A 23,451-nucleotide genomic window follows, 5' to 3' on the forward strand; every position below is an offset into this window, starting at 1 on the left:
GAGATCGCTGTCCGGCGCCGCAGGGGAAGGAGCCGAGCGCGTCATGGAACGTCGCACCCCGCTCGGGGAGGGCAGCCGTCCGGGGCTGCCGCCGCAGCGTACGGGCCTTTCGGGACGCATTCCGCTGGCCGTGGTCGTCGTGGACCGCGACGGGCTGGTCTCCCACTGGAGCACCGGTGCCCGCACACTCTTCGGCAGCACCCGCGAGCAGGCGATCGGCCGCTCCGCGATCGACCTGCTGCCGGTCACCGGTGCCCTCGGCGACGGGGCGGGCGGCCCCTACGGCACGGACACCGTCAGCGGCGCCGCCTACGGTCCCGGTTCCCTCGGCCCCTACGCGGGTCCCGACCTCGACGCCTCGCTGAGCGGCGAGACCTCCTACCCCACCGCGGGGCGCGCCCGTCTCAACCGAAGTCATGACACCGTTGTCGTCGATGCCCCGGTGGACGTGCTCTGGTGGTCCTACCCCCTGGTCGGGCCGGGGTCCGAGGCGCTCCTCGTCCTCGCCGCCGACGCGGCCCAGTTGCACGTCGGCCCCGGACAGGACGCCGACGCCACCGGGGAGTTCGAGCGGATCGCGCCCGGCTTCGCCCTGCACACCGAGTTCCCCGGCGCCGAAGGGCTGGCCAGGCGACTGCCGGAGATCCTGCCCAGCATGGGTGTCGCCGAGAGCGGCCGGATCGTCGCCCAGGTGCTCGAACTCGGTTACCCCGTCCTGGAGATCAGCCGGCACGACCGCGTCCCGGTCACCCCGGACTGGGGTGTGCCCCGACGGGCCGAGCGCCGCGCCGAAGGGCTGCGCGCCGCCCGCGAGGCCGCCGTCGACCCCGACCCCGACCCCGGCGCCGCCGCGGCCGCGGCGGCGGCCGAACCCGACATCGAGTACGCCGCCGTCCGGGAGCGCTTGGAGTTCCTCAACGAGGTCAGCGGGCGCATCGGCAGCTCCCTGGACGTGTCCCGCACGATCCAGGAGATCAGCGCCGCCGCGGTACCCCGTTTCACGGACGTGGCGGCCACCTACCTGCGCGGACAGGTGCAGGCCGGCGAGGAGTTCCCGGCCGGGCCGCCGGACGTCACGACCCGGTGGCACCAGGTCGCCGTGGAGCACACCGACGAACCCGGCCGCTGGGACGACGTGGTGCCGCTCGGCGAGTCGACGACGTTCCCCGAGCACACCCCGTTCTTCCAGTGCGTGACCGGTGGGCAGCCCGTGCTCGTGCCGAGGATCACCGAGCCCATGGGCGAGGAGATCGCCGCGCAGTTCGAGAAGCGCGACATCCGGCCGCTGATCACCGGCCGTTCCATGCTGGTGGTGCCGCTCAAGGCGCGCGACCTGGTGCTCGGCTTCATGATCCTCCTGCGTCACCAGGAGCGGTCGCCGTTCAACGACATGGACCGCGTGACCGGCGCCGAACTCGCCGCCCGGGCCGGGCTCGTGCTCGACAACGCCCGCATGTACACGTACCAGGAGAACGTCGCCGACACGCTCCAGGCGGGCGTGCCGCAGCAGATCGCGGCACGCATGCCCGGCTGTGACGTGGTGACCCGCCATCCGCCCGGCATCCGGCAGGGCCGGATCGGGGGCGACTGGTCCGACGCCGTCAAGCTCCCCGGTTCCCGGGTGGCGCTGGTCGTCGGCAACGTCATGGGACACGGGCTGAGCGCGGCCGCCGTCATGGGGCAACTGCGCACGGCGGTGCAGACCATGGCCGCGTTGGACCTGCCGCCCGCTCAACTGCTGCGCGGTCTCGACGACCTCGCGCAGCGGCTCGGCGAGCACTACCTGGCCACCTGCCTGTACGCGGTGTACGACCCGGTTCACAACGAGCTGCTCATCGGCAACGCCGGGCACGCCGCGCCCGTGCTGGTGCGCGCCGAGGACGGTCGCGGCGAGCTGCTGGACGTTCCCACGGGTGCCCCGATCGGCGCCGGCGGAGTGGCCTTCGAGACCGTGCGGGTGCCGGTCGCGCCGGGCGACCGGCTGCTGCTGTGCACCGACGCACTGGTGGAGGCACGCGATCACGACCTCGGCACCGGACTCGCGGCGCTGTGCGAGAGCGCCGTGCGCCGGGCCGCTTCGATGGACGAGGCATGCGACACGGTCATCCGCGCGCTGGACCGGCGCGGCGGCCGCAGGGACGACGTCGCCCTGCTGATGGCCCGGCTCGGCGGCATCGCGCGGGAGGACGTCGTCAGCTGGCAGCTCGCTCTCGACACGCGCGAGGTGCGACGGGCCCGCGCGCTCACCCGCGACACCCTGGAGCGCTGGGGCGCGGCGGAGGCAGCCGAGACCGCCGCGCTGCTGGTCGGCGAGGTCGTCAGCAACGCCGTGCGGCACGCGCACACGCGCCACGTCGAACTGCGCCTGGTCCGCGCGGACGCGCTGCTGTGCGAGGTCACCGACGACGACCACGCGCTGCCCGTCCTGCTCGGCGCGGGGCCGGAGGAGGAGAGCGGCCGGGGGCTGCGCATCGTCAGCCGGCTGGCGCGTGAATGGGGCGCGAGCCGTACGGCGCAGGGCAAGACGGTCTGGTTCGAGCAGCCACTGCCGTGCCGGGACGCCGCCGCGGGGACGTGAGCGACGGCGGGTCACGACGGGTTTCCGACCCCGCGGGCGCGGGGCGTGCGGGCCGTCCGCGAGGGGTCGGCCGGGCGGGCCGGGGGCCGGTCAGGGGCCGATCGGGGGGCTGTCGCGGAAGTTTTCCACAGGCCGGGTGGGGGCCTGGTGTGCGCCGATGACCTTGCGTAACGTTCCGTGCCATGAAGATCCTGATCAGCGCGGACATGGAAGGCGCCACCGGGGTGACCTGGCCCGGTGACGTCGTGCCCGGCAGCGGCCAGTGGGAACGCTGCAGGCATCTGTTCACCTCGGACGTGAACGCGGCGGTCGCCGGCTTCTTCGACGGCGGGGCCGACGAGGTCGTGATCAACGAAGCGCACTGGAGCATGCGCAATCTGCTGCTGGAGCAGCTGGACGAGCGGGCCCGGATGCTCACCGGCCGCCACAAGGACCTGTCCATGGTGGAGGGCGTCCAGCACGGGGACGTGGACGGGGTGGCGTTCGTGGGCTACCACACCGGCGCCGGCACGGAAGGGGTGCTCGCCCACACCTACCTCCCCAACTCCATCACCGGGGTGTGGGTCAACGGGGACCGGGCGAGCGAGGGGTGGCTCAACTCCCTGGTCGTCGCGGAGTACGGAGTGCCGGTCGTGCTGGTCACCGGCGACGACCGCACCGCGCTGGACGCCCACCGGTACGCACCGGCGGCGCGGACGGTCGCCGTCAAGGACTACGTGTCGCGGTACGCGGCGGTGTGCCGGCCGCCGGCCCGCACCGCGGCGGACATCCGGGCGGCGGCCAAGGAGGCGGCCGGCGTCGCGGTGCGGCACGAACCGGCACAGGCCGGACCGTTCACGATCGAGCTGGAACTCGACGCGGAGCACCTGGCGGGCGCCGCGGCCGTGGTGCCCGGCGTCGAGCGCACCGGGGAGCGCCGCGTCGCGTACACCTCACCGACCATGTACGAGGGGATCCGCTGCTTCAAAGCGGTGACCACCCTCGTCTCGTCAGCAGTGGAGGAGCAGTATGGCTGACACCCAGGCACTCGACGAGGCGGTCCGTTTCACCTCGGAACTGATCCGGATCGACACCACCAACCGCGGCGGAGGCGACGGCAACGAGCGCCCCGCGGCGGAGTACGCCGCCGGGGTGCTCGCCGAGGCCGGCATCGAGGCGGTCGTCTTGGAGTCCGCTCCCGGCCGCGCCAATGTGGTGGCGCGCATCGAGGGCACCGGGGCCGGCGACGCGGAAGGCGCCCTGCTGGTCCACGGGCACCTCGACGTCGTGCCCGCCCAGGCCGACGACTGGAGCGTGCATCCCTTCTCCGGGGAGGTGCGCGACGGGGTGGTGTGGGGCCGCGGCGCCATCGACATGAAGAGCACGGTGGCCATGGTGCTGGCCACCGTGCGGTCGTGGTCACGCGAGGGCGTACGCCCGGCGCGGGACATCGTGCTGGCCCTCACCGCCGACGAGGAGGACAGCGCCGCCTACGGATCGGGCTTCCTCGCCGACCGGCACGCCGGGCTCTTCCACGACTGCACCGAGGGCATCAGCGAGTCGGGCGGCTTCACCTTCCACGCCGGCCCCGGCAAGCGGATCTACCCCGTCGCCGCGGGGGAGCGCGGCACGGCCTGGCTGAAGCTGACCGCCGACGGCAGGGCGGGACACGGCTCCAAGGTGAACCGGACCAACGCCGTGACGCGGCTCGCCTCGGCCGTCAGCCGCGTCGGCGAGCACCAGTGGCCGGTGCGGATCACCCCCACCGTCCGCGCCGCCCTGACCGAGCTCGCCGCGCTCTACGGCGTCGAGCCCGACTTCGCGGACGTGGACGCGCTGCTCACCAAGCTCGGCACCGCGGCCGCGCTGGTCGAGCCGGTGATCCGCAACAGCGCCAACCCGACCATGCTGGAAGCCGGTTACAAGATCAACGTCATTCCCGGCCACGCGGTCGCGCACATCGACGGACGTGTGCTGCCGGGGGGCGAGGAGGAGTTCGCCACGACGATGGACGAACTCACCGGACCGGACGTGGAGTGGGAGTACCACCACCGGGAGATCCCGCTGGAGGCGCCCGTCGACCGCCCGGTCTTCGCGGCGATGCGCGAGTCCCTGCTGCACTTCGACCCCGGTGCGCACGTCGTGCCGTTCGTGATGGGCGGCGGCACCGACGCCAAGCAGTTCTCCCGCCTGGGCATCACCGGTTACGGCTTCTCCCCGCTCAAGCTGCCCGAGGGCTTCGACTACGCGGGCATGTACCACGGCGTCGACGAGCGCGTTCCCGTCGAGGGGCTGCACTTCGGTGTCCGGGTCCTGGACCGGTTCCTGCTCGGCACGCACACCCCGGCCACCGGAGGAGAGCGATGAACGCCACGCCGCGCACGGCGCCCTACGGTGCATGGGAGTCGCCGGTCGACGCCCGCACCGCTGCCGCCCACGACGGACGCCCGGACTTCCCCGGCTTCGTCGGCGAGGAGGTGTGGTGGACCGAGCCCCGCCCCGCCGAGGGCGGCCGGCGCGCGCTGGTGCGCCGGCTCGCCGACGGCACGGTGGAGTCACCGTTGCCCGCGCCGTGGAACGTCCGCACGCGCGTCATCGAGTACGGCGGCCGGGCCTGGACGGGCGCGCCGGGGCCGTCCGGTCCGCTGATCGTCTTCGCCGACTTCGCCGACCAGCGGCTCTACGCCTACGAGCCCGGGGCGGCCGATGCCGGGCCCCGGCCGCTGACCCCCGTCTCCCCGGTGGGCGACGGGCTGCGCTGGGCCGACCCCCAGCTCCACCTCGACCGCGGTGAGGTCTGGTGCGTGCTGGAGGAGTTCACCGGCGACGGTCCCCTCGACCTGCGGCGGGTGCTCGTGGCGGTGCCGTTGGACGGCTCCGCGGCCACGTCGCGGGACGCCGTGCGCGAACTGTCCGACGACACGCACCGCTTCGTGACCGTGCCCCGCCTCTCCCCGGACGGACGACAGGCCGTCTGGATCGCCTGGGACCACCCCGGTATGCCGTGGGACGGCACGGAGCTCCGGCTCGCGGAGGTCGCGGCCGACGGCACCTTCGGCGGCGTCCGCACGATCCTCGGCGGGCCCGCCGAATCGGTCGCCCAGGCCGAGTGGGCGGCGGACGGCACCCTGCTCGCGGCCACCGACCGCACCGGCTGGTGGAATCTGCACCGCGTCGATCCCGCCACCGGCGCGGCCGTCAACCTCTGCCCCCGGGACGAGGAGTTCGCCGGGCCGGCGTGGCAGATGGGGGCGCGATGGTTCGCGCCGCTCGACAGCGGCACGGTCGCCGTGCTCCACGGGCGTGGCGCGCAGCGGCTCGGGATACTCGAGCCGGCCACCGGCGAACTCGCCGACGCGCCGGGGCCGTGGAGCGAGTGGACCGGTCCCCTCGCGTCGTCCGGCACGCGGGTCATCGGCGTCGCGGCCTCCCCGCGCACCACCTTCGAGGTCGTCGAACTCGACACGTGCACGGGCCACAGCCGCGTCGTCGGCGCCCGCCACGAGGACATCGTGGACCCGGCGTTCGTTCCCGAACCCGTGGAACGGGTCTTCACCGGGCCCGGCGGACGGGAGATCCACGCCCAGCTGTACCCGCCGCGCAACCCCGGCTTCGCGGCGCCCGACGACGAACTGCCGCCCTACGTGGTGTGGGTGCACGGCGGCCCCACCAGCCGCACCCTGCTCGTGCTCGACCTGGAGGTCGCCTACTTCACCTCCCGCGGCATCGGCGTCGTCGAGGTCAACCACGGCGGGTCCACCGGCTACGGACGTGCCTACCGGGAGCGGCTCCGGGGGCAGTGGGGTCTGGTCGACGTGGCGGACTGCGCCGCCGTCGCCGAGGCGCTGGCCGCCGAGGGCACCGCGGACCGTGCCCGGCTCGCCATCCGCGGCGGCAGCGCCGGCGGCTGGACCAGCGCGGCATCGCTGACCACCACCGACGTCTACGCGTGCGGCGTCATCCGGTATCCGCTGCTCGACCTGACCGGCTGGGCAGCGGGTGGCGAGACCCATGACTTCGAGTCGCAGTACCTGGACTCGCTCGTCGGTCCCTGGGCCGAGGTCCCCGACCTCTACCGGGAGCGGTCGCCGATCACCCACGCCGACCGGCTCACGGCGCCGTTCCTGCTCCTGCAGGGCGCGGACGACGTGATCTGCCGGCCCGTGCAGTGCGAGCGCTTCCTCGACCGCGTCGCCGGGCGCGGCATCCCGCACGCGTACCTCCTGTTCAAGGGGGAGGGGCACGGTTTCCGGCGCGAGGACAGCCTCATCACCTCCCTGGAGGCCGAACTCGCCCTCTACGGGCAGGTCCTCGGCTTCACCCCGCCCGGCGTACCCCCTCTGGAGCTCGGCACGTGAGACCACTGCGTCCCCTCGACCCCTCGGCACCCCTGGCGCCCCTCGTCCGTCCGCGCCGGCTCGTCCCCGGCGACCGCGTCGCCGTCGTCGCCCCCAGCGGGCCCGTCGTCCCGGAGCGACTCGACGCCGGGCTGGACATCCTCCGTGAGTGGGGCCTCGACCCGGTGGTGGCACCGCACGTCCGGGACCGCCACGCCCGATTCCGCTACCTCGCGGGGGAGGACGCCGCTCGGGCCCACGACTTCCAGCAGGCGTGGTGCGACCCCGACGTGGCCGCCGTCCTGTGCGCACGCGGCGGTTACGGCGTCCAGCGGATGACCGATCTGCTGGACTGGGACGCCCTGCGGGCGGCCGGCCCGAAGGTGCTGCTCGGCTTCAGCGACATCACGGCGCTGCACGAGGCCTTCGCCCTCCGGCTGGGCCTGGCCACCCTGCACGGCACGATGATCGCCGCCCAGGCGTTCGTGAAGGACGGGCCGACCCGCGACCACGTGCGGGCGACGCTCTTCGATCCCGAGAGCGTACGGGTGCTCGGCTCCGCCGACGCGCGCACGCTCGTCCCCGGTACCGCGCGCGGGATCACCGTCGGCGGCTGCCTGGCCCTGATGGCGGCGGGGATCGGCACACCGGACGGGCGCAGCGGCATGGCCGGCGGCATCCTGCTGCTGGAGGACGTCGGCGAGGAGCCGTACCGCATCGACCGCACGCTGACCCAACTGCTGCGCTCCGGCCTGCTGGACGGCGTCGCGGGTATCGTCCTCGGCTCCTGGCAGGACTGCGGCCCCTACGAGCGGGTCCGCGAGGTGCTGCGCGACCGGCTGGGCGGACTCGGCGTACCGGTCCTGGAGGAGCTGGGGTTCGGCCACGGCGACAGGAGCCTCACCGTGCCGCTGGGCGTGCCAGCCGTGCTCGACGCCGATGCCGGCGCGCTGACCCTGGAGGTGCCCGCCCTCGACGGATGACCTCCGGCACACCCGCCGCGGAAGTCCTTCGGACAGCCTCCCGGAAGTCCCGGAAGTCCTCCGGAAGCTTACGAACCCCTGACGGCCGCGCGCGTCCGGGTGGAGCCGGGCCTGCCAGGACCTACGGTCGACAGCATGCTGGTACTCGTCACGGGCGGCGCTGGCTTCATCGGCTCGCACATCGTCACCGCCCTCGTAGAAAACGGCCACGGCGTCCGGATCCTGGACCGCGCGGACGGCCCCGCGCCCGAAGGCACCGAGCTGCGGCGGGCCGACGTCCGCGACCCGGCGGCCGTGGCCGACGCGCTGCGCGGCGTCGACGCCGTGTGCCACCAGGCCGCCATGGTCGGCCTCGGCAAGGACTTCGCCGACGCGCCGGACTACGTGGCCTGCAACGACCTGGGCACCGCGGTGCTGCTGGCGGCCATGGCCGGGGCCGGCGTGCGCGAACTGGTGCTCGCCGGCTCGATGGTGGTGTACGGAGAGGGTCGCTACACCTGCGCCCGGCACGGCCTTGTACGCCCTGGGCCGCGGCGCCCCGAGGACCTCGACGCCGGCCGTTTCGAGCCGCCGTGCCCGCACTGCGGCGAGCCGTTGCGCCCCGGCCTCGTCGAGGAGGACGCCCCTGCCGACCCGCGCAACGTCTACGCGACCACCAAGCTCGCCCAGGAGCACCTGGCCGCCTGCTGGGCCCGCGCCGTGGGCGGCCGCGCGGTCTCCCTGCGGTACCACAACGTCTACGGCCCCGGCATGCCCCGCGACACCCCCTACGCCGGAGTCGCCGCGCTCTTCCGCTCCGCCCTGGCGCGCGGCGAGGCGCCCCGTGTCTTCGAGGACGGGGGCCAGCGGCGGGACTTCGTGCACGTCCGCGACGTCGCGGCGGCGAACGTCACCGCCCTCACCGCCGTCCGCTCCGCCGCCGGTTCGGGCGACGCCCCCGGAACGCTGCGCGCCTACAACGTCGGCAGCGGCGAGCCGCGCACCGTCGGCGACCTCGCCCGAGCCCTGTCCACGGCCTGCGGCGGGCCCGAACCGGTGACCACCGGTGAGTACCGGCTCGGCGACGTCCGGCACATCACCGCTTCGTCCGGCCGGCTGCGCGACGAACTGGGCTGGAAGCCGCAGGTCGGATTCGCCGACGGAATGGCCGAGTTCGCCGAAGGAGCCTGAGCCGCACGGGCGACGCCCCCCGTCCGACACCCTGTCGGGCGACCTGCCGTCCGGCGACCCCTCGTCCGGCGACCCGCCGTCCGGCGACCCCCCCGTCCCGCGAACCGCGGGGCGGGGCGCCGCTCACCCCGCGACCGGGAGCACCACCTCGAAGCGGCAGCCGCCGGGGACGTTGCGCACCGCGGCCCGCCCGTCGTGGGCCTCGACGATGCCGCGCACGATGGCGAGCCCGAGACCGGCGCCCGCCGGGGGTGTGCGGGCGTCCGTTCCCCGCCATCCGGTGTCGAAGACACGCGGCAGGTCCTCGGCCGGGATGCCGCCGCAGCCGTCCGTCACCGACAGTACGACGGAGCCCTCCGCGCGGTGCGCGGCGACCGCGACGGTGCCGTCGGCCGGAGTGCGGTGAATGGCGTTGACCAGCAGGTTGGCCAGGACGCGGGTCATCTCCCGGCCGTCGACCTCCACCGGCACCGGGTCGCAGGCGCCGTCGCGGTCACCGACGAGCAGTACGCCGTGCTCCCGGGCGAGGGCGTCCGCTCCGGCGAGGGCGTCGTCCACGAGGTCGTGGACGGACATGCGGGTCGGTGCCAGGGCGAGCACGCCCGCCTGGATGCGGGAGAGTTCGAACAGGTCACCGACCATGCCGGAGAGCCGTTCGACCTCGGCGCGGATGCGCCGGTGGTAGCGGACGGGGTCGTCGACGACCCCGTCCTCCAGCGCCTCGGCCATGGCCCGCAGCCCCGCGAGCGGCGTGCGCAGGTCGTGCGAGATCCAGGCGACGAGCTCGCGCCGGGATGCCTCCAGGGCGCGCTCGCGCTCGCGGGAGGCGGTGAGTTTGGCACTGGTGGCGGCCAGTTCACGGCCGAGCGCGGCGAGTTCCGCGGTGGGCGCGGCGGCGGGCGCCGAGAAGCCGCCCCCGTCCCCGAGGACGCGGGTGGCCTCGGTCAGCGCGCGGCTGCCCGCCACCACCCACCGCCCGAGCAGCAGGGCGACGGTCAGGGAGACGCCGGCCGCGATGGCGCAGACCGTCGTGACCACGCCCAGGTCGTGCGACGACAGGAACATCGCCCAGGCGACCGACAGCGTCCCGGCGAGCATGGCGCCCACCGCCACGGCGGCCACCACCGCGAGCGACAGGGCCAGCGAACGGCGCCGCAGCAACCGCAGGGCGAACGCGCCGAGCAGGCCGGCGGCGGCCGCGCCGAGGGCGGCGTAGGCGGCGATGAGCAGCAGATCACGCATCGGCGGCCTCCGTCGTGGGAGCGATCGGCGGATCGAAGCGGTAGCCGACGCCCCAGACGGTGCTGATCAGCCGGGGCCGTGCCGGGTCGTCCTCGATCTTCTCGCGCAGCCGGCGCACGTGGACGGTGACGGTCGACAGGTCGCCGAACTCCCACCCCCACACCCGGTGCATGAGCTCCTCACGGCCCAGGACCCGTCCGGGATGCTGGAGGAAGAACGCCATCAGTTCGAACTCCCGCATGGTGAGGGCGAGTTCGATGCCGTCGCGGGTGGCGCGGCGGGCGGCAGGGTCGAGGGTGAGCGGCCCGGACCGCAGCAGCGCGCCGGTGCCCGGGCCGGTGCCCGGGCCGGTGTCCGTGCCGGACGCGGCCTCGCGGCGGGTGCCCGCCCGGCGCAGCACCGACCCGACGCGCAGGACCAGTTCGCGCGGGCTGAACGGCTTGGTCACGTAGTCGTCCGCGCCGACCTCCAGGCCGAGGATGCGGTCGTCCTCGTCGCCGCGTGCCGTCAGCATGACCACCGGCACCTCGCCGTGCTCGGCGCGGATGCGGCGGCAGACTTCCAGTCCGTCCAGGCCGGGCAGCATCAGGTCCAGCACGACGAGGTCGGGCCGGGCGGCCGCGGCGACCGCGAGCGCGGCGTGGCCGTCGGCGGCGCGGTCGACGGTGAAGCCCGCGCGGACGAGGTAGCCGGTCACGACCTCGGCCACGGTGGGGTCGTCGTCCACCACGAGGACACGGGCGGGGGGTGCGTCGCTGGTCACGCTCCGAGTCTCGCACCGGGCGGGCGCCGGACGGCGGGCCGGTGGCCCCCACAGGAGGGACGTCCGTGTTTCGTAAGGACTGCATGTCCGAAATGACCGGTCCGTGTTCGTAGGGTGAGGGAGGTGACCGACACCTTCCCCTCCCAGGTCGACGTGATCCTGCCCTGCCTCGACGAGGCCGCCGCGCTCCCGTGGGTGCTGGAGCGCGTCCCGGCCGGCTGGCGCGCCGTCGTCGTCGACAACGGCTCCACCGACGGATCGGCCGCCGTCGCCGAGCGCCTCGGCGCCACCGTCGTGCGCGAACCGCGCCGCGGCTTCGGCGCGGCATGCCACGCGGGGCTGCTCGCCGCGACCGCCGACGTCGTCTGCTTCTGCGACTGCGACGGCTCCCTCGACCCCGGTCTGCTGCCCTCGGTCGCCGACCCCGTCCGCGCCGGCGACGCGGACCTCGTGCTGGCCCGCCGCCGCCCCACCGGACCGCGGGCGTGGCCGCTGCACGCCCGCCTGGCCAACCTGGAGCTCGCCCGGCTGATCCGCCGCCGTACGGGTCTGCGCCTGCACGACCTGGGCCCGATGCGCGCCGCCCGCCGCGAGGCGCTGCTCGGGCTCGGCCTCGACGACCGCCGTTCCGGCTACCCCCTCCAGATGCTGGTCCGCGCGGCGGATGCGGGCTGGCGGATCCGGGAGACCGAGGTGCCGTACCTGCCGCGCACCGGACGCTCCAAGGTCACCGGAACGTGGCGCGGCACCTGGCACGCGGTGCGCGACATGCGCGCGGTGCTGGCCGAACCGCCGGGACCGCCGCAGGCCCGGCCTACGGCAGCGCCCCTCGCCGACTCCCCGGCGGGGGAGCGGCGGTGACCGCGCGTCCACGCGAGGACGACCCCCGGTCGACGCCTGACCAGGGCGGCCCCGCCGCTGGTCCCACCACACTGCTGGTCATCGCCAAGGAACCGCTGCCCGGCCGGGTCAAGACCCGGCTCACCCCTCCGTTCACCCCGGAGCGGGCCGCCGCCCTGGCCGCCGCCGCGCTCGCCGACACCCTGCAGGCCGTGCTCCGCGCGCCCGCGAGACGTCGCGTGCTGGTCCTGGAGGGCCGTCCCGGACCGTGGCTGCCGCCGGGGATCGACGTGGTGCCGCAGGTGGCAGGCGGTCTGGACGAACGCCTCGCGGCGGCCTTCGCCGGTTGCGACGGCCCCACGCTGCTGGTCGGCATGGACACCCCGCAGATCTGCCCCGAGGTCCTCGCGCCCGCACTGGCCGAGGACGCCTGGGCGGATTGTGACGCCTTCCTCGGCCCGGCGGCCGACGGCGGCTTCTGGGCACTCGGCCTGGCGGCTCCCGACCCCGGCCTGCTGCGCGGGGTGCCGATGTCCACACCGCGGACCGGCGCGTTGCAGGAGCGGCGCCTGCTGGAGGCGGGCCTGCGGGTACGTCACCTTCCGGTCCTGCGGGACGTGGACACCGCCGCCGACGCGCACGCGGTGGCGGCGGCCGCGCCCGGCACCCGGTTCGCGGCGGAGTTGGGCCGGTGACGGCGCCGCCGCTCGCGCCCGTGCCGCGGGCCGGTTCCGGTACGAGGGCCACGGGGACGGCTTGGGTCGACGACCCGTACGCGCACGCCCTGCGCACCGGGCGCGGCCCGCTCTTCCTGCGGCGTTCGGACGGCTGGCTGCTGCCTCTGGAGGTCGAACGGTGGTGCGCGGAGCCGGACGCGGCCGATGTCGCCCTGCTGCGCCGCTGCCGCGGGCCCGTCCTCGACATCGGCTGCGGGCCGGGCCGTCTCGTCGCCGCGCTCGGCGGACGCGGTCTGCCCGTCCTCGGTGTCGACGTCTCCCCGGCGGCCGTCGCCCGGACCCGGGGCGCGGGCGGCGCCGTCCTGCGCCGGTCCGTCTTCGACCGCCTGCCCGCCGAGGGCCGTTGGCGCACCGCCCTGCTGGCCGACGGCAACATCGGCATCGGCGGCGACCCGTCCGCCCTGCTCGCCCGGGTCCGGGAACTCCTCGCCCCGGACGGCCGCCTGCTGGCCGAGGCCGCCGCGTACGACGTCGACGAACGGCTCACCGTCCGGGTGGAGGACGCCGGCGGCCGCCACGGCGGCGACTTCCCCTGGGCCCGGCTCGGCACCGTGGCGCTGCGCCGGACGGCGGAGGCCGCGGGCTGGGCCGCCGTAGGGGAGTGGGCGGTCGGCGGGCGCTGTTTCGTGGAACTGGCCCGCTGACCGCCCGCGTGAGGTCAGGAAGGCTGGGCCGCCGAGAGGGCGGTGACCGCGACGATCCCGTCGCACTCGGCGAACTCCCCGTCGTCCAGGGCGACCTGGTGGCGGCCCGCGCCACCGGGGAGGCCCAGCACCATGGTCGGGTACTGCACCGGTGCCTCACCCGAGACGCAGTAGCCGTCCCCCTCGCCCTGGACCTGGTGGAACGTCAACTTCACCCACACGCGGCCGCCCGGGGCCACTGTGACCGGCGCGGAGGTGCCGCTGTGCTCCACGGCCAGCGGCACATTGAGCTCCGGCGAGCCGTTGGCCGCGCCGGCCACCGTAGGGAACCCCTCGACCGTGCAGGCGGTCCCGGACGCGTTCGTGAAGCCCACGACGGCCGCCCCGGTACCCGTCCCCTGCGGCCGCTGCGCCGCCTGGCGTGCCGGTCCCGCCTCCAGCGCCGTGTCCCCGCAGGGCGCTCCCGCCGGTGCGTCCGACCCGACCGGTGACGTCGAGGGGGCCGGTGCCGAGGGAGCCGCGGAGGCCGAGGACGTCGAAGAAGTCGAAGGCACCGGCGAAGTCACCGGCGCCGACGCGCCCGGTGCCCCGCCCGCCGCCGTGCCGTCGTCCCGGCAACCGGTCAGCAGTGCCGCCGTCGCGCAGAGCAGCACCGCCGCCATCGCGGCCCCGCGCGCGTTCCTGTGCTCCATGGCGTCCCCCAGTCGTTCGGTCCCGGCTCACCGCCGGGGTTCGCCGGGGAACACGCGATGGGGCGAAGATGCGGTTTCGTCCCGGAACGGCTGGTGCCGAACAGTGACACAACGGCGACAGACAGTACGCGGGCCCCTGGCCCGGTCGGCGCTCTCGTCCGGTGGCGGTCGGCCGGCGGTCAGTCCGGCGGGCCCTCCCGTTCGAGGGTCCGGGCGAGAAGCCGCATGTGCTCCGGGGCGCAGGCGATCAGGAAGTCGACGCCTCCCTCATGGCACTCGGCGATCTCCCAGAAGGGACGGATGAACCGGGAGTCCGAACGCGTTCGCCGCCGAATCCGGCGGATGCCGATGTGCTCGGCCGGCAGGGTGCGACGGCCCAGCGACTTCACCTCGGTGGGTGAGACGTGCAGGGCTCTCCTGGAAACCGCAAGAAAGACCACGGCCGCTGTGCAGTAGGGGCGATCACCCAAGGCGCACGCTTCGAAGAGGACCTCGCCACCCTCGGCGTAGATGCGCTCCTGGGTCCTCGTCTGCCGCCTCCCGCCGGAACCCGGGGCCAAGAGGCTCCCCACCGCGTCGAGTATCAGGTCCGCGATCACTTGGCTCTCACTCCCGGTCCGCCGTGCACGCGTCCGCGGCAAGAGGCTTCCTGTACGAAGAGACGTCGAGCGTACGACACGCGGAATCGCCGTCATACCGGGCGAAGAGGTCGAAACCTCCCGGGTTGCCAGTCACCTTCGCGCGGCGGCACGGCGCTGCCGCACGCGCGCCAGCACCACCCCGCACCCCGTCGCGACCGCCACCACGCCCATCGCCAGGCCCCAGTTGCCCACGTAGTCCAGCGGCAGTACCGACGGGTTGGCCCCCCGACCCTGCCGCAGCATCACCGGGAGGGCCACCGCCGTGAGGCAGCCGGCGGTGAGCAGCCCGGTCCGCAGCGGCCTGCGCGCACGCAGCGGGAGGAGTGCGCCGATGCCGAGCACGAGGGGGACGAGCACGCCGTCGTGCACGACGACCGCCGCCGCCAGCCAGATCAGCACGCCCACCGGCGAGCCGATCCGGCGATCCGTCAGCACAAGAGCGGCGCCCAGGGACATCGCCGCCACTCCCGCGACGCCCAGCGCCCCGCGCAGCAGCCGTGACGCGCTCACAGCAGCACCTCCAGCCGGGTGACCCACTTGGTCTGCAGCACGCCGGGCCGGTTCGGGGCGATGATCCGCGCCGGGTAGCCGTGGTCGAGCGACAGGGGATGGCCGTTGAGGGCGACGGCGAGCAGTGTCAGCGGGTCGCGGGCGTAGGAGGCGCCCATCTCGGTGACCGCGTAGGCCCCCTCGGGCTCCAGGGAGACCACGCGCAGGCGTGCGTCCGCCGGGGCGCCGGCGCGGTCCAGCAGATCGCGCAGCCGGGCGCCGGTCCAGTGCGCGTTCCGGCTCCAGCCCTCGACGCAGGCGATCGGGAGCACCGCCGAGTGCTGTGCCGCCGCGCGCAGTTCGGTGAGCGTCAGCTCGAACGGGCGTGGACCGGCCACCTGGAGCCGCCAGTCCGCCAGCAGGAGCGGGGTGATGCGGGCCGCCGTGGCGGTGCGGTTCACCGGCAGTCCCTGCGGGCCGTGTTCGGGGCTGCGCGGCGCGAAGAGGGCGGCGCGGCCGAGCGGGGTCACGGACTGGCCGACGGTCGTCAGGGTCACCGCGCCCGTGGCCACTGCCACCGCCGCCACGAAGGACCGCCGGTCGGGGCCGTCGGCCCCGGTCGGCTCCCGCGTGCCGGACGACCGCCGCGACCAGTGCGCCGCGATGACCGGCGCCTTGACCGCCAGGTGCAGCAGCAGCGCGCCGAGGGCCACCCAGGCCAGCGCCCAGTGCGCGGGACGGAAGTTCCACGGCCACGGGTACCACTGAACGGTGTTGAGCAGCCCCGTCACCAGTTGCAGCAGCACGCTGCCGACCAGCACGCCGACCGACAGCCGCTCCAGCGCGTGCGCGAACGACCGCACCGCGGGCCGGGCGAACAGCCGCGGGTAGACCGTCCACAGCTTCGCCAGGAGCAGCGGAAGGGCGGCGATCCCGCTCGCGACATGCAGCCCCTGCGTCAGGCGGTAGCCCCACACCGGACGGCTCGGCAGCGCGCCGGAGGCCCATGAAGGCGGCTGCTGCAGGTAGTGGCTCACCAGGCCGGTGACGAAGCAGACGGCGACGGCGACCCCCAGGGCGCGGCCGACCACCGTCGCCGTGCGAGGGTCGTGCAGCCGCCCCGTGAACACCGGGGGCGGCGGCGCCTTGGGCAGGGGGAACCTTGGAGGAAGGGCGGGGCGTCTCATGTCTCCCATCACACCGCCCGCGACCCCCGGGACAGGGCCTCCGACTCCTTACGGAATACGGACGAACGGCGCGCGTGATCGCCCGCACCGCCGTGACCTGCGACGGTGGGACCGTGGGTACCCGAACCGCCACCGCCGCCACCGCCGCCCTGCTCGCCGCCCTCACCGCGGCCGTCGCCACGGCCGTCCAGCACGACACGCCCGGCCGGATGCTGCTGCGCCAGGCCGTCGCCTGGGCGCTGTTCGCCGCCGCGGCCGTCGCCGTGCGCAAGGTGCCGGTGCGGCGGGCCGTCGCCCTCGTCGTCGCGGGCGGTGCGGCCCTCGCCCTGGCGGGGCTCGCCGGGCCGCCGGGCACGAGCGACGACATGTACCGCTACGCCTGGGACGGCCGCGTGCAGGCGGCGGGCATCTCCCCGTACACGTACGCCCCTTCGGCGCCGGAACTCGGCGCGCTGCGCGACCCGTGGCTCTTCCCGGAGGGCGGCGCCTGCCGCGCCTGGGACGAGCACCCGGTCCCCGGTGGCGCCTGCACGCTCGTCAACCGCCCCACCGTGCACACCATTTACCCGCCCGTCGCCGAGGGCTGGTTCCTCGCCGTGCACGCCCTGTCCCCGGACGGCGCCCGCCACAAGGCCGTGCAGACCGGCGGTGCGCTCCTGGCCGTGGCCACCACCGTCGCCCTGCTCGCCGTGCTCCGGCGGCGCGGCGGAGATCCGCGGCGTGCCGCGCTGTGGGCCTGGTGCCCCGCCGTGCCGGTCGAGGCCGTCAACAACGCGCATGTGGACACCCTCGGCGTGCTCCTCCTCGTCCTCGCCCTCGGCGTCACCGGAGCGCGGCGCGGCGCGCTTCTCGGCGCCGCCGTCGCCGTCAAACTGCTGCCCGTCCTCGCCCTGCCGGGCGCGCTGTCGGGGGTCCTCGCGGGAGTGCGCCGCCCGCGCGAGGCGGCGCGCGTGCTGCTGCCCGCCGCACTCGTCGTCGTCCTCGCCTACCTTCCGTACGTCCTGGCCTCCGGCAGCGGCGTCCTCGGCTACCTCCCCGGCTACCTCCAGGAGGAGGGCTACGACTCGGCGCACGTCAGGCGCTTCGCGCTGTTGCGCCTCGTCCTGCCCGACACCGCCGCCGGGTTCGCCGCCGCGGCCGTGGTCGCGGTCACCGCCCTGTACGTGCTGCGCCGCGGCGATCCGGACCGGCCCTGGAGCGGCGCCCTCCTCGTGACGGGCACGGCGCTGCTCGTCACCTCGCCCTCGTACTCCTGGTACGCCCTGCTGGTCGTCGCCCTCGTCGCGCTCGACGGACGGTGGGAGTGGCTGTCCGTCGCCGCGGCCGGGGCTGTGCTCTACCTCGCCGGGGGCCCCGCGCAACAGGCCGCCTCCTACGGGATCGCGACCCTCGCCGTCGTCATCGGTGCGTTCGTACGGCATGCGGTGGACCGGCGCCCTCCCGGGCAGAAGGAGAGGTACGACTCGACCGGGGAGGATCCGACCCATGCATTCCGACCGGATACCGCGCACGTCCGCCGCGGTCCTCGCACTGTCCGTCGCCGCGTCACTCTCCGCGTGCAGCGGGTCCGGTGACGCGGGCGGCGGGGACGCTGCCGACCGTCCGGCGATCACCGTCAGCCCCGCCTCGGCGGGGCAGCCCGTTCCCACCGATCGCAAGGTGACCGTCCGCGTCACCTCCGGCCGGCTGGACTCCGTCCGCGTCACCGCGCCCGGCCCCGGAGCGCTGTCCGGCACCCTCGCCTCCGGCAAGGCCGGCTGGACCTCGACCGGGCATCTCGCGCCGGGCGTCACCTACGACGTCGTCGCCCGCGCCACCGGCGACGACGGCAAGGCGCTCACCAAGCACGTGCGTTTCAGCACCGCCGAGGCCGACCGCACCTTCGTGGGGGAGTACCACCCCGACAAGGGCACCACGGTGGGCGTCGGCATGCCCGTCTCCATCGTCTTCAACCGGCCCGTCCACGACCGCGCCGCCGTCGAGCGCAAGCTCTCCGTCACCGCGTCGCCCGCCGTCGACGGCTCATGGAGCTGGATGAAGGACTGGAGCGGCCGCGACCGCGTCGACTGGCGGCCGCGCGCCTTCTGGAAGGCCGGCACCGAGGTCACCCTCCGCATGAACCTCGACGGGGTCGACGCGGGCGGCGGGGTCTACGGCACCCAGAACCGCGTCGTGCACTTCCGGATCGGGCATGCCGTCACCACCACCGTCGACACCTCCCGCAAGACCCTCACCCTGCGCCGCGACGGCGAGGTCGTGCGCACCCTCCCGGTCTCCACCGGCAAGCCCGGCTACGAGACCTGGAACGGCACCATGGTCGTCCTGGAGAAGACTCCCAGCATCACCATGAACTCCCGTACCGTCCGCATCTTCGGCCCCGAGGCCTACAACCTCAAGGACGTCAAGTGGGACGTCCGCCTGACCACCTCGGGCACCTTCACCCACGCCGCCCCCTGGAACGACGGCAAGTTCGGGCGGGTCAACGGGAGCCACGGCTGCATCGGCATGAGCACCGCCGACGCCAAGTGGTTCTACGAGCACGTCAATGTCGGCGACCCGGTCACCGTCGTCCACTCCACGGACACCGTCCAGCTCAACAACGGCTACGGCGCCTGGAACGCCGACTGGGCCGACTGGAGCGCGGGCAGCGCCCTGTGACACCGGCAGGAGGCCCGGAAGGACCGCACACACGACGGAGCCCGCGCACGTGGCGCGGGCTCCGTCGACGACCTACGAGGTGGGACTCCCTTCGCCGGCATGGTCCGGATCAGGTGCTAGGGGTCGCTCTCCGGTCCTTGCCTCTTCCCTGACCTTCAAGCCTCTCAGCACGGCCGTTGAACCCGGTCGCGGGGGAAGTCGGACCTTCCCTGTCCGCTCTCGGTGCTACCGCACTCCCTCGCTCGCCCCGTAGGTCTCTTTCAGCCTAATACCGTTCACCGCGGACCACCAGGGTTAAATGCCCTTATTTCATGATTTTTGGGACACAGGTGCCCGTGTCGCATCCGCTTCGCGCTCAGACACGGTCGAACGGCTCCGCGTAGCGGAACGCCCCGCTGACCGACGGCGCGTACGCGGCCAGCGGCCGCACCTGGAAGTACGGGCCCCAGGCCGGATCCGGCGGTGTGATCCGGTAGTCGGTGCTGGCACGGAAGCCGAAGCGGCCGTAGTAGGCGGGGCTGCCCAGCAGCGCCACCAGCGGCTCCCCGAGGGCGTCGGCCGCGCCCAGCACGGAGTGGACCAGCGCGAGCCCGGCCCCGCGCCGCTGGTGCTCCGGCGCCACGCTCAACGGGCCCAGCGCCGCCACGGGGACCTCGTCCACATGGCCGCGCGTGCACACGACATGCCCGACCACCGCGCCCTCGTCGTCGGTCGCCACCAGCGACAGCGGGGGCAGCCACGCGTCCGACTCCCGCAACTCCGCCAGCAGCGTGGCCTCCACGGGCACCTCCGCCCCCGGTTTCGCGAAGGCGGCCGCTGTCAGCGCGTGCACGGCGGCCAGGTCGTCTGAGGTCTCCCGTCGGATCAGCACCCGGGCAGTCTCCGGTCCGCACGCCTCCGCGGCAACCCGTTTTCCCGCCGGAGGGCGCGGGACGGGGGTAGAGGGCCGACGGCCTCAGCCGCCGCCGACGACCAGTCCGCGGGGCCCGCCGCCGGGGACCTCGCCGGGGAAGGGGCCGCGGAGCAGGGTGACCAGGCCGTGGGCGAGATCGTCGCGCCAGCAGAGGTAGTCGTGGCCGCCGTTGTACTCGTGGTGGGCGACCTCGTACCCCTTGGCGCTCAGGGCGTCGCGCAGCCGGCGGCCGGCGGCCGGCACGCCCCACTCCTGGAGGCCGGCGGACAGGTGGAAGCGGACCGGCCGGCGGGCGAGGGCCCGGACGCGGCCGGTCAGCCATTCCTCGGGGCGGGCCCCCTCGCGCCGGGCGGCCGGCCACCAGAAGGCGCCCGACTGGGCCAGGACGTTGCCGAAGCGCTCCGGCCGCCGCAGCGCGGTGTAGGCCGCGGCCAGGCCGCCGAGTCCCTGGCCGGCGACGACGGTCCTGGACGGGTCGCCGGTGACGGACCAGCGACGGGCCGCCCAGGGCAGCAGCTCGCGGGTCAGGAAGGCCACGAAGCGTTCGTCGCAGGCGAGTTCGCGACGGCGGGTGTCGCTGTCCAGCGCGTCCGGCAGCAGGGCGACCAGCGGGGGCAGCAGGCGTGTGCGGATGAGCTCGTCGAGCAGCCCGGCGATGCCCAGTTGCTGCCACACGTCGCCGTCCAGCAGGACGACGACGGGCAGTCCGGCCAGGTCCTCGTGGCCGGCCGGCGTGTACGCCCACACTCGCCGCCAGTTGCGCAGCTGGCCGCTGCGCAGCGTGTGCATCGACAACTCCCCCGTTCCGGCGCCGGGGTGGGCCCGGCGTCCGCCGAGTGCCACGGGGGCGGCCGGGAGGGCCACCACGGACAGCGGCTCGGCGCCCCAACGGCTTGGGAAGACGGCCCGGTTGAGGGGGTCGCGCCGGGGGTGGCGGCGCAGCCGCCGCAGATACGCCTGTCTCGCGCCGGGAAGGTCGCGGCCGCCCGCTGACAGGGCGCCCCCTGACAGGGCGTGGCCCTCGCCGGGGCTCCCGCCGTCGTCGCCGTCGTCCACGCACAGCGCGTACGTGGCCCGCCAGTCGGCCCGCATCCGTATCGTCCAGTGCCACACGTCCGTGCCCGGGACGCGGGCCATGAGGTTGCCCGCCAGGTCGTCGGGGTCGACCACCTGGTTGGGCAGCACGAGCACCGCGCGCGTCGAGGCCGTGCCCCGCCACAGGAAGGTGACGGCGGCGTGCCCCGGGTCACCGTCGACGGCCTCCACCAGGGGCGTTCCCTCGGCTTCCACGGCGCGCCAGAAGTCGCGCTCGTGATCGGGGCGTTCGGCGAGCGCCGCGATCCGCGGGCTGCGGGCGCGTTCCACCGGTACGGGCCGGGGGAAGCGCGGCGCGCGCAGCGACGTGTTGGACGGTGGGCTCCACAACGCGGACGGCATGATCGGCAAACCCTCCTGGACGTCTCCGACGGCAAAGGACATTTAAAGTCACTCTCTCCTCAACCTGAAGTCGCCGTGAGGCCCGTCGCACCGTGACCAAACCCCTGTCGGCGCGGGCCGATCCGGGGTTCCATGTCCTCACCCGCCCATCGGCGCCGAAGAGAGGGAGCCTCTTGGCCACCACCGTGCGACGCAGCACCCTCACCCTCCCCGCAGCCCCGCTCGGCCCGGAGAACCCGCTGCCCGCGCTGCGCGCCCCGCGCGAACTGCATGTGCTCGACGAAGCGGAGAGCACCGCGGTACCGCCCGCGATGGCCCGCCGCATCGCCTACGGGCACCTGCGCACGCTGCTCCCCGTACCGCGTCTGGACGGCTACACGCGCGAGCGTACGCCCACCGCCCTCGACACCGTGGTCATCGAGAACGACCGGCTGCGCGCCACCGTCCTGCCCGGGCTCGGCGGCCGCCTGTACTCGCTGCACCACAAGCCGACCGGCCGGGAACTGCTGCACGTCAACCCGGTCCTGCAGTTCGCCGACTTCGGGCTCGCCGGGGCCTGGTTCTCCGGTGGCGTCGAATGGAACCCGGGTGCCACCGGCCACACCACGATGACCTGCGCCCCGCTGCACGCCGCCCGCGTTCCCGCGCCCGACGGCGGCGAGATGCTGCGCCTTTGGGAATGGGAACGACTGCGCGACCTGCCGTACCAGGTCGACCTCTGGCTTCCCGACGGCTCCGACTTCCTCTATGCCGGCATCCGTGTCCGCAATCCTCACCACCGGACCGTTCCCCTCTACTGGTGGTCCAACACCGCCGTCCCCCAGACACCGGGCACCCGGGTCGTCGCCCCCGCCGGCCACGCCTGGCACTTCGGTTCCGACCGGACGCTGCACCGGGTGCCCGTCCCGGAGGAGCCCACCGCGTCCGAGCACCCGGCCGACTGGTTCTACGACCTGGCGGACGGCACCCGCCCCTGGATCGCCGCACTCGGCGCGGACGGCCGCGGCCTCGTCCAGACCTCCACCGACACGCTGCGCGGCCGCAAGCTCTTCGTCTGGGGCCAGGGGCGCGGCGGCCGCCGCTGGCAGCGCTGGCTCGCGGGTGACACCGGGACCGGCGGCTACCTGGAGATCCAGGCCGGTCTCGCGCCCACCCAGCTCGAGCACCTGCCGCTGGCCGCCGGCGCCGACGTCTCCTGGCTGGAGGCCTACGGCCCGCTCGACGCGGCGCCGGACGCCGGTGCGGGCGACATCGAGGCCCGCCTCGAGGCCGCGCTCCCGCGGGAGCGGGTGCGCGTGGCGTACGAGGCATGGCTGCCCGCCGCCGACGCGGAACCGAAGGACGTCCTCGCCTCCGGCTCGGGCTGGGGCGCCCTGGAGGTGCTGCGCGGCCACCACGACCTGCCCGGCACGCCGTTCGCCCCGGACACCATGGACGAGCGGCAGAAGCCGTGGCTGGAACTGCTCCTCGCGGGTGTGTTCCCCAAGGCCCCCGGCGACGACGCCGTGCCCGGCCCCGCGCTCGTCTCGCCCGAATGGCGCGAACTCCTGGAGACCGCGGGCACCTACGACGGCAACGAGTGGTACCTCGACCACCACCTCGGCCTCGCCCAATGGGACGCGGGCGACCGCGCCCAGGCCGTCCGCAGCTGGGAGCGCTCCGCCGCCCGCACCCGCTCGTGGCTGCCCCTGCACTGCCTCGCCGCCGCCGACCGGGCCGACGGCAACCACGCGCGCGCGGCGGAGCGCTACCTCGACGCCGTCCGCGTCCAGGCGGAGGGCACCTCGCGGGACAGCGTCCGCGCAGCCCTTGCCCGCGAGGCGGTCCCGGCCCTGCTCGCGGCGGGCCGTCCCGCCGACGCCGCCGCCGTCCTGGCGGACCTCCCCGCCGCGGTCCTCGCCCGTGGCCGCTTCCGCCTCCTGCACGCCCAAGTCCTGTGCGCCCAGGGCGACATCGCGGGCGCGCGGGCGGTCTTCGACACCGGCTTCACCGTCGACGACCTGCGGGAGGGCGAGGACTCCCTGCACCTCACCTGGCGGACCGTCACCGGTGGCGCCGAACCGCTCCCCGAGGCCTACGACTTCCGCATGGCGCCCTGAAAACCGTTGGCCCGCGGCGCACGACACCCCGCACAGTGGTGCCTCCCGAGCACCACCACGAG

The 23,451-nt window shown here is 74.8% G+C and carries 20 protein-coding genes and 1 riboswitch; of the genes, 12 read left to right on the plus strand and 8 right to left on the minus strand.

All coding sequences use genetic code 11. From position 1 onward, the window contains the following. Window positions 1-43: 43 nt before the first annotated feature. The 6 genes from PV364_RS35205 to PV364_RS35230 all read left to right on the plus strand — a co-directional run bounded on the left by PV364_RS35205 (window position 44) and on the right by PV364_RS35230 (window position 9,047). Window positions 44-2,578: a SpoIIE family protein phosphatase gene (locus PV364_RS35205; RefSeq protein ID WP_319664816.1), complete on the plus strand. Its 2,535-nt coding sequence runs from the start codon at window positions 44-46 to the stop codon at window positions 2,576-2,578. A 182-nt stretch (window positions 2,579-2,760) separates the two neighbouring features. Beyond that, on the plus strand, window positions 2,761-3,594 hold the full coding sequence (locus tag PV364_RS35210) for a M55 family metallopeptidase (RefSeq protein WP_319664817.1): 834 nt from the start codon (window positions 2,761-2,763) through the stop codon (window positions 3,592-3,594). Then, entirely contained in the window at window positions 3,587-4,924 is a 1,338-nt protein-coding gene (locus PV364_RS35215) for a M20/M25/M40 family metallo-hydrolase (RefSeq protein WP_319664818.1), read from the plus strand. Before PV364_RS35210 ends, PV364_RS35215 begins: the two co-directional genes overlap by 8 nt. Then, complete coding sequence (locus PV364_RS35220) at window positions 4,921-6,915, plus strand: S9 family peptidase (RefSeq protein WP_319664820.1); 1,995 nt, start codon at window positions 4,921-4,923, stop codon at window positions 6,913-6,915. Before PV364_RS35215 ends, PV364_RS35220 begins: the two co-directional genes overlap by 4 nt. Beyond that, window positions 6,912-7,877 (plus strand): LD-carboxypeptidase, encoded by a 966-nt coding sequence (locus PV364_RS35225; RefSeq protein ID WP_319664821.1) that lies wholly within the window; start codon window positions 6,912-6,914, stop codon window positions 7,875-7,877. Before PV364_RS35220 ends, PV364_RS35225 begins: the two co-directional genes overlap by 4 nt. 135 nt (window positions 7,878-8,012) lie before the next feature. Then, entirely contained in the window at window positions 8,013-9,047 is a 1,035-nt protein-coding gene (locus PV364_RS35230) for an NAD-dependent epimerase/dehydratase family protein (RefSeq protein ID WP_319664822.1), read from the plus strand. A 123-nt stretch (window positions 9,048-9,170) separates the two neighbouring features. On the opposite strand, the gene PV364_RS35235 is transcribed toward PV364_RS35230, so the two are convergent. Together PV364_RS35235 and PV364_RS35240 are read right to left on the minus strand one after the other, a co-directional pair. After that, the gene (locus tag PV364_RS35235) at window positions 9,171-10,289 is read right to left on the minus strand and encodes a HAMP domain-containing sensor histidine kinase (RefSeq protein ID WP_319664823.1); all 1,119 of its coding nucleotides are present in this window, start codon (window positions 10,287-10,289) and stop codon (window positions 9,171-9,173) included. After that, the gene (locus PV364_RS35240; protein WP_319664824.1) at window positions 10,282-11,052 is read right to left on the minus strand and encodes a response regulator transcription factor; all 771 of its coding nucleotides are present in this window, start codon (window positions 11,050-11,052) and stop codon (window positions 10,282-10,284) included. The genes PV364_RS35235 and PV364_RS35240 overlap by 8 nt, the downstream gene beginning before the upstream one ends. A gap of 114 nt (window positions 11,053-11,166) precedes the next feature. On the opposite strand from PV364_RS35240, the gene PV364_RS35245 reads away from it, so the two are divergent. From PV364_RS35245 to PV364_RS35255, 3 genes are all read left to right on the plus strand, one after another. Further along, entirely contained in the window at window positions 11,167-11,913 is a 747-nt protein-coding gene (locus PV364_RS35245; protein ID WP_415924646.1) for a glycosyltransferase family 2 protein, read from the plus strand. A 74-nt stretch (window positions 11,914-11,987) separates the two neighbouring features. Then, on the plus strand, window positions 11,988-12,587 hold the full coding sequence (locus PV364_RS35250; RefSeq protein ID WP_415924648.1) for a TIGR04282 family arsenosugar biosynthesis glycosyltransferase: 600 nt from the start codon (window positions 11,988-11,990) through the stop codon (window positions 12,585-12,587). Next, a complete protein-coding gene (locus PV364_RS35255; RefSeq protein ID WP_401980030.1) occupies window positions 12,584-13,273 on the plus strand; it encodes a methyltransferase domain-containing protein in 690 nt (229 codons plus the stop codon). The genes PV364_RS35250 and PV364_RS35255 overlap by 4 nt, the downstream gene beginning before the upstream one ends. Window positions 13,274-13,287: 14 nt before the next feature. Here PV364_RS35255 and PV364_RS35260 read toward each other — a convergent pair whose 3' ends face one another. The 4 genes from PV364_RS35260 to PV364_RS35275 form a co-directional block, all read right to left on the minus strand. Beyond that, window positions 13,288-13,965 carry a DUF4232 domain-containing protein gene (locus PV364_RS35260; RefSeq protein WP_319664828.1) on the minus strand — a complete coding sequence of 226 codons (678 nt, stop codon included), beginning with the start codon at window positions 13,963-13,965 and terminating at the stop codon, window positions 13,288-13,290. Window positions 13,966-14,144: 179 nt separating this feature from the next. After that, a complete protein-coding gene (locus PV364_RS35265) occupies window positions 14,145-14,564 on the minus strand; it encodes a hypothetical protein (RefSeq protein WP_319664830.1) in 420 nt (139 codons plus the stop codon). A gap of 132 nt (window positions 14,565-14,696) precedes the next feature. Beyond that, entirely contained in the window at window positions 14,697-15,116 is a 420-nt protein-coding gene (locus PV364_RS35270) for a hypothetical protein (protein WP_319664832.1), read from the minus strand. Further along, window positions 15,113-16,282 carry a molybdopterin-dependent oxidoreductase gene (locus PV364_RS35275; protein ID WP_319664834.1) on the minus strand — a complete coding sequence of 390 codons (1,170 nt, stop codon included), beginning with the start codon at window positions 16,280-16,282 and terminating at the stop codon, window positions 15,113-15,115. The genes PV364_RS35270 and PV364_RS35275 overlap by 4 nt, the downstream gene beginning before the upstream one ends. A gap of 113 nt (window positions 16,283-16,395) precedes the next feature. On the opposite strand from PV364_RS35275, the gene PV364_RS35280 reads away from it, so the two are divergent. Next, entirely contained in the window at window positions 16,396-17,856 is a 1,461-nt protein-coding gene (locus PV364_RS35280) for a glycosyltransferase 87 family protein (protein WP_319664836.1), read from the plus strand. Beyond that, entirely contained in the window at window positions 17,768-18,940 is a 1,173-nt protein-coding gene (locus PV364_RS35285) for a L,D-transpeptidase (RefSeq protein ID WP_319664838.1), read from the plus strand. Before PV364_RS35280 ends, PV364_RS35285 begins: the two co-directional genes overlap by 89 nt. Before the next feature lie 69 nt (window positions 18,941-19,009). Continuing rightward, a riboswitch (TPP riboswitch) is annotated at window positions 19,010-19,161 on the minus strand. A gap of 134 nt (window positions 19,162-19,295) precedes the next feature. Here PV364_RS35285 and PV364_RS35290 read toward each other — a convergent pair. Beyond that, entirely contained in the window at window positions 19,296-19,811 is a 516-nt protein-coding gene (locus PV364_RS35290) for an N-acetyltransferase (protein ID WP_319664840.1), read from the minus strand. Window positions 19,812-19,895: 84 nt separating this feature from the next. Next, on the minus strand, window positions 19,896-21,290 hold the full coding sequence (gene fes / locus PV364_RS35295) for an enterochelin esterase (RefSeq protein ID WP_319664842.1): 1,395 nt from the start codon (window positions 21,288-21,290) through the stop codon (window positions 19,896-19,898). Between the two features lie 173 nt (window positions 21,291-21,463). Here fes and PV364_RS35300 point away from each other — a divergent pair, with 173 nt between their 5' ends. Then, window positions 21,464-23,389, plus strand: a complete 1,926-nt coding sequence (locus tag PV364_RS35300) for a DUF5107 domain-containing protein (protein ID WP_319664844.1) — start codon at window positions 21,464-21,466, stop codon at window positions 23,387-23,389. Window positions 23,390-23,451: the final 62 nt, after the last annotated feature.

Source organism: Streptomyces sp. MI02-7b, assembly GCF_033793585.1.
GTDB lineage: Bacteria > Actinomycetota > Actinomycetes > Streptomycetales > Streptomycetaceae > Actinacidiphila.

Coding starts and splice junctions, on each gene's coding strand:
- PV364_RS35235 (WP_319664823.1), bottom strand. CDS start 10,289: ATGCGTGATCTGCTGCTCATCGCCGCCTACGCCGCCCTCGGCGCGGCC.
- fes (WP_319664842.1), bottom strand. CDS start 21,290: ATGCCGTCCGCGTTGTGGAGCCCACCGTCCAACACGTCGCTGCGCGCG.
- PV364_RS35230 (WP_319664822.1), top strand. CDS start 8,013: ATGCTGGTACTCGTCACGGGCGGCGCTGGCTTCATCGGCTCGCACATC.
- PV364_RS35260 (WP_319664828.1), bottom strand. CDS start 13,965: ATGGAGCACAGGAACGCGCGCGGGGCCGCGATGGCGGCGGTGCTGCTC.
- PV364_RS35215 (WP_319664818.1), top strand. CDS start 3,587: ATGGCTGACACCCAGGCACTCGACGAGGCGGTCCGTTTCACCTCGGAA.
- PV364_RS35285 (WP_319664838.1), top strand. CDS start 17,768: ATGCATTCCGACCGGATACCGCGCACGTCCGCCGCGGTCCTCGCACTG.
- PV364_RS35210 (WP_319664817.1), top strand. CDS start 2,761: ATGAAGATCCTGATCAGCGCGGACATGGAAGGCGCCACCGGGGTGACC.
- PV364_RS35275 (WP_319664834.1), bottom strand. CDS start 16,282: ATGAGACGCCCCGCCCTTCCTCCAAGGTTCCCCCTGCCCAAGGCGCCG.
- PV364_RS35220 (WP_319664820.1), top strand. CDS start 4,921: ATGAACGCCACGCCGCGCACGGCGCCCTACGGTGCATGGGAGTCGCCG.
- PV364_RS35205 (WP_319664816.1), top strand. CDS start 44: ATGGAACGTCGCACCCCGCTCGGGGAGGGCAGCCGTCCGGGGCTGCCG.